Genomic DNA, 5576 nt, shown 5'->3' on the forward strand with positions numbered 1-5576 from the left:
GAATGAAAAGTGTTTGGCTGAAAAATCAAAATGCTTAAGAAAGCGTAAAGATTTCCTCATGAGGAAAATTCTGCGGAAAATCTATTGACATTATATCTGTCGTGTTGTATAATATTGTATACAGAAAGCTATCACTTTCTTTATCAGAAAAAATGACAGATTTCGATAAGAAAGCATTTTACTACAAGGAGGAATCTATGAAACTCAAGAAGACCCTTTCTGCAATTCTGGCAGGCCTGATGCTGGCAAGCGGTGCAGTTGCTGCTTCTGCTGATGGTAAAGTATATACTGCAGAAGATTTTGAAGGAGATTTAACATTTATTAATTCATTTGATAAAGGCAACACGCCTTTTTTAAACGAAATAGAAAAATTCCGCATTTTAAAAGCGCAGTATTCCGTTTCCGAAGTTTCCGCCGCCGCTTATCAGGCGGAAATAAACAGGCTTGAAAGCGAACTTGCGGCTTTGGGCCAAATAGACGAAAACGGGCTTATGACGGAAGTCCCCGTAGATTTCATAGTTTTTGACGATATCCGCGCTAATATGGGCGATATCAGCATCAACGCGGATAATATCACCGGCGCGGGCAAGCTTTCGGCTCCGGGGTCGGCGGAAGTGGAAATTAACAATAACAGCGATTTGTTTATGCGCTTTAATGACGTTACCATAGATTCTTCTTCCACCGGCAGCATTTACTATAACGGAGCTTTGGTAAAGAGCGCGCAGGATATAGCTTCCGCCAACGCCGACTATAAAACGGCTTCTTTGAGCGAAGTCGTTTCTTCCGGCGGGCTTGAAAACGGCAGGCCTTCAATAAAGATAAAATCCTCTTACTCTTATCAAAACCGTGCGCCTAACTTGGAGTTCCTTGGCGATATCCTTAACGATAACGGCGATATTAACGTATATTCCTCAGGCAGTATCCAGGCAAAAGGAAATATGCGCGCCAAAAACATTTCCATTGAAGCGGCGGATAAGATTATGCAGTCTTACGTTTCTGACAGCTTCCTGCACGTGGCGGGCAATCCTTACGGTTATTGGGGGGACGTCGCTTCCTCTTCAGAAAGCGGCAAAACCGACACCTCGCTTGAGGGCTCTGCCCGCGGCGGCGGAACTTCAATATCGGGCAATAACGTATTTTTGAGCGCGGCTTATCTTGATATTAACGGGCTTGTCCAAAGCGGTTCCAAGGATTTGACGCTTAATATCGGCGATAACTTTACGCTTTCCGCCGACGGACGCACTTTTAACAGCATTGAAGCGGCCGCAGCAGATTATTATGCGCGCAAAAACAGGCACGAGGCAAACGTAAGCGAACTTTACGCCATAAACGATTCGGGCAATATACAAGCGTATTTTAACGTCCTTGAAAACAGAATAGAACTTAAAGACGTCAAAGTTGACGGCGGCAGGCTGGAGCTTTTCGGCCATATTCTTAATACCGGCGGCAATTACGGCGAACTTAAAGTTCTTGACGGTTTCGGGCGCATAAACGTGGCGAATAATTCTTCCTACGATTTGTTTTTAAATTCCTTGGACGCAAGCAGTAAAGTGGAAGGAACCATAAAAATTACCGATACCGCCCAAAGAGACGCCACCGGCGGATTCTTGGAAACGGTATATTACCGCTCCGGCGATACTTTGCTGACCGTAAACAGCAATACCAGGGACGCGGACGGCAACGCCAATAATATAGTAAGCAGAATTGAAGGCGGCAGGGAAACTTCTTATAATCCGCTTTCCGGGCAGAGATATTATTGGAACACCGGCAAAGAAAAAATAAAAGAAACCACTTATAAAAAAGAAAGCAACACCTTCTGGGGTATGGACTTTTTAGTACCCGACGACAGCTATGAACTTACAAACACCAGATACTTGCAGGATAACTCTTTATACGAAGGGGAGTTTGTAAAGACCGGGGAAGACTCTTCAAAAGCTTATACATATACTTTTGAAGATAAGGACGTCGTTCTGCTTGATAACGAGGGCAAGCCCGTAGTGGATGCAAACGGCAATCCCGTACCTTACAAAACTTATGACAAACGCTGGACGACGACCAGCGGCTGGTGGATATTCTCCACTAAAACCAATCATCACGAAGTAAAATACGAAGAAGGCCATAAAGAAATCAACACCCACAGCGTTAAGGCGGATTATCCCGTTAAGATAACTTTTGACGGTTATGATTCTTCTTCTTTGGATATTAATTCGTCCAAGTCGAATATTATTTTAAACGGTTTGCTTAACAATGCTTCCGGCGACGTCAACATTACGGCTTCGGGCGGGGCGGTTAAGTCCAACAGCGCGGACGCTTATATTAAAGCGCAGAACGTCAATATCACCGCCAAGAACGGAGTCGGCGGGCAAAACGCCGTCAATGTGGAACTTAACGGCGGAGCGGTAAACGTTTCTTCCGAAACTGGCGATATTAATTTGGCTTCCGTAATGGCGAGCGATTTCGTCTTCGGCAATATCAGCGGCGCGGGCGGCGTTAATATTAAATCTGAACGTTCCGTTTACGGGAAGGACGCTTCCTCCTTAATTAAAGGCGATGGCGTAACTTTGCAGGCCGCCATGGGTTCCATCGGTAAAGACGGCTTAGCCGTAAATTTGGATACGAATCATCTTTCGGCTTCGGCGCAGGAAAGCGTTGCCGTAAAGAACGCTTCTTCCGGCGATTTGGGTATTAATCTGATAGAATCCAAATCCGGCGACGTCGATTTGGAAACCGCCGGCGGGATATATGACGAAAATAAAAACGAAGTCATAGATCAGCGCAGCAAAGAGGAACTGCTTAAAGATTGGAACGCACTCGGCCTTATGGACGAGGACGGCGCGGGCTGGACTGAAGATCAGCTTACCTATAAGATAGACGCGGCCAGCCTTGACAATAAAGTCAACACGCAATATATGGTTGAAGACCCGAATATAAAAGGCGCGAACGTCAGGGTAAAAGCCGGCGGAGCGATAGGCCAGGACAACGGCGGGGAAACTTTTAATATTGCGGACTTTAAAAACTTAAGCGACGAAAAGAAACTGCTTATATCTTCCGCCGAAAGGGATAATATAGTCTTCTCCGAAGACGGGCAAACCCTTACGGTTCTTAAGAGGGAAGACGTCGATATCCACGCCGACAGAATTGATTTAAACGCTTCCGGTTTTATTTACTTGGGCGCGGAGCAGGATATCAACGTAGGTTCAATAGATTCCGCCGGCAATAATATCACTATTATGGGCGCGGGCGGCATTTATAACGTGCTTGAGGAAGAAGGCGTAAATATCAAAGGCGGCAATCTTACTTTGGAAGCTTCCGAAGGTGCGATAGGCTCGGGAGAAAAAGCTTTAAGCGCGGATATTTCCGGAAAATTAAACGCCAGAGCTTTGGACGGCGTTTGGCTTTCCTCACCGGGTAATTTGGCGGTGGATTATATCTTTACCGAAGGTTTGGCCGATATTAAAACCTCCGGCGCCGTTACCGACGCGCGCGGCGACGATTTGCCGAATATAAGGGCATACGGAATTAATATTGAAGCTGCCGAAGCCGGCAGTGAAGAGCAGGCTTTGGGCGTAGCCCTTGAACAGGGGAGGGGCGGCATTAACGCTTTAAACGTAAAAACTTCCGGCTCCGCCTATATTGAAGGCGCGGGGAAAGAGCCCCTTTATATTGCCGGTTTTACTTCCGGCGGAGATATTAAGATCGCCTCAAAAAGCGATATATTAAACGCTTCCGCTCAAAGCCTGATAAAAGCCGGGGGGGATATGACTTTCGCCTGCGAAAATTGCAACATAGGCGAGGAATCTTCCTATCTTAATATTGACGCGTCCGGCTTGATAAACGCTTTCGGCGATGACATCTACATAAATTCAAAAGGTTCCGCAAGCGTTTTGGGCAAAGTCGTCGCGGAAAAAGACGTTAATGTTCTTGCCTCCGTATCGGACTTGGTTTTGAACAATGTCGTTTCAGCCGAGAACGGTTCGGCCGTATTGGAAAGCGCGTCTAATATATTCTCCGGCGCGAAAGGATACGTCGCGGCGCATGATATAAACCTTACCGCGCAAAGCGGCTCAATCGGCACGGAAGAAAATCCGCTTAAGATTGAAGGCTCTTCCTTATGGGAATCTTCTTCTTTAACCGCCAAGGCGGAAAAAGGGATTTATCTTACCGGCTTCGCCAACGGCCTTAAGATTGATTCTTTAACCGTAAATGCGGGTGATGTTTCCGTCATTACCGATGAGGATATCAAAGTGAATGACTTGGGCGGCGTGGCCAATATTACGGCTGATAACATAACGCTCCATTCCAATAAAGGAACCGTAGGGGAAGCGGACTTGCCTGTCGTGGTTGACGTCAATGAAGAAGGCGGCTTGGTAAACGTTATCGGCGCGGAAGGCATTTATTTGGCTCAGCTCAGACATACGTTTAATTCCGATTATATCAAGAATACGGAATCGGGCGATATTTACCTTAAAGTGCCTTTCAACGACGTTAACATTAAGGAAGTTCAGAAGCAAGACGGGTTTAACGTCGTCTTCGGCGTAAACGACCATTTAAATGATATAGGTATAGCGGGGCGCAACGTAAAAAACTTGATAAATGACCCTGTTTATATGCACTTCCCAATAAATGAACTTCCTGCGCGGCTTAAGATTTTTGAAAGGGAAAAATGGCCGTACGTCGCTTATGATGACGAACCGGCCAGGATGATGTAGTTTGGCGGAGAGGTTTTAGGCCCGGGGCTATAAGGCCCCGGGCTTTATTGTTTGTTCTCACCTTTTTTACTCGGTCTGAGTTAAATTCTCGCGGCTAGCACTTTGCCGCTTTTATTTGCTCGTGTTAAGTTATATTCTCACGGCTAACAATTTTCCATATTTGGGTAAATTTAAGTTTTTTCTTCGCTTAAATACCGCGGGGCGGCTTATGCAGGCTGGAGCAAGATAATTAAACAGGTAAAAGCTTGTTCCTGGCGTATTTAAAAAGAAGTAAAAAAATAGTATTATATATGTGAAATAAAAAATCCAATTGGAGGATATTTAAAGTTATGTCAATAAAAGTTGGTATTAACGGTTTTGGCCGCATCGGTCGCTTCGTATTCCGCGCGGCTCAAGAACGCAATGATATTGAAATCGTCGGCATTAACGATTTGTGCCCCGTCGACTATTTGGCTTATATGCTTAAATACGATACGATGCACGGTCAGTTCAACGGTACCGTTGAAGCCGATGTAGAGCACAATCTCTTAATCGTAAACGGCAAAAAAATCCGCGTAACCGCGGAAAAAGATCCCGCCAATCTTAAATGGGACGAAGTCGGCGCGGAATACGTCGTCGAATCCACCGGTTTATTCCTTACGCAGGAAAAGGCCCAGGCTCACATTAAAGCCGGCGCCAAATATGTGGTAATGTCTGCTCCTTCCAAGGATGCCACCCCGATGTTCGTAGTCGGCGTGAACGAAAAAACTTACGTAAAAGGTACGCAGTTCGTTTCCAACGCTTCCTGCACCACCAACTGCTTGGCCCCTATCGCCAAAGTTTTACATGATAAATTTGGTATCAAAGACGGTTTAATGACCACCGTAC

At 45.8% G+C, this 5576-nt stretch carries 2 protein-coding genes; both read left to right on the plus strand.

Features of this window, described 5'->3' with window-relative positions; translation table 11 throughout:
* Nucleotides 1-197 precede the first annotated feature (197 nt).
* The gene (locus ACQY26_RS05785; RefSeq protein WP_428048199.1) at nt 198-4709 is read left to right on the plus strand and encodes a hypothetical protein; all 4512 of its coding nucleotides are present in this window, start codon (nt 198-200) and stop codon (nt 4707-4709) included.
* 329 nt (nt 4710-5038) lie between these two features.
* A partial coding sequence (locus ACQY26_RS05790; RefSeq protein ID WP_428048200.1) for a type I glyceraldehyde-3-phosphate dehydrogenase occupies nt 5039-5576 on the plus strand: 538 nt, incomplete at its 3' end.

This window comes from Candidatus Proelusimicrobium excrementi, from assembly GCF_937881865.1.
GTDB lineage: Bacteria > Elusimicrobiota > Elusimicrobia > Elusimicrobiales > Elusimicrobiaceae > Proelusimicrobium > Proelusimicrobium excrementi.

Bases quoted from the DNA above. Each gene is read 5' to 3' on its own strand.
- ACQY26_RS05785 (WP_428048199.1), top strand. From the start codon at position 198: ATGAAACTCAAGAAGACCCTTTCTGCAATTCTGGCAGGCCTGATGCTG.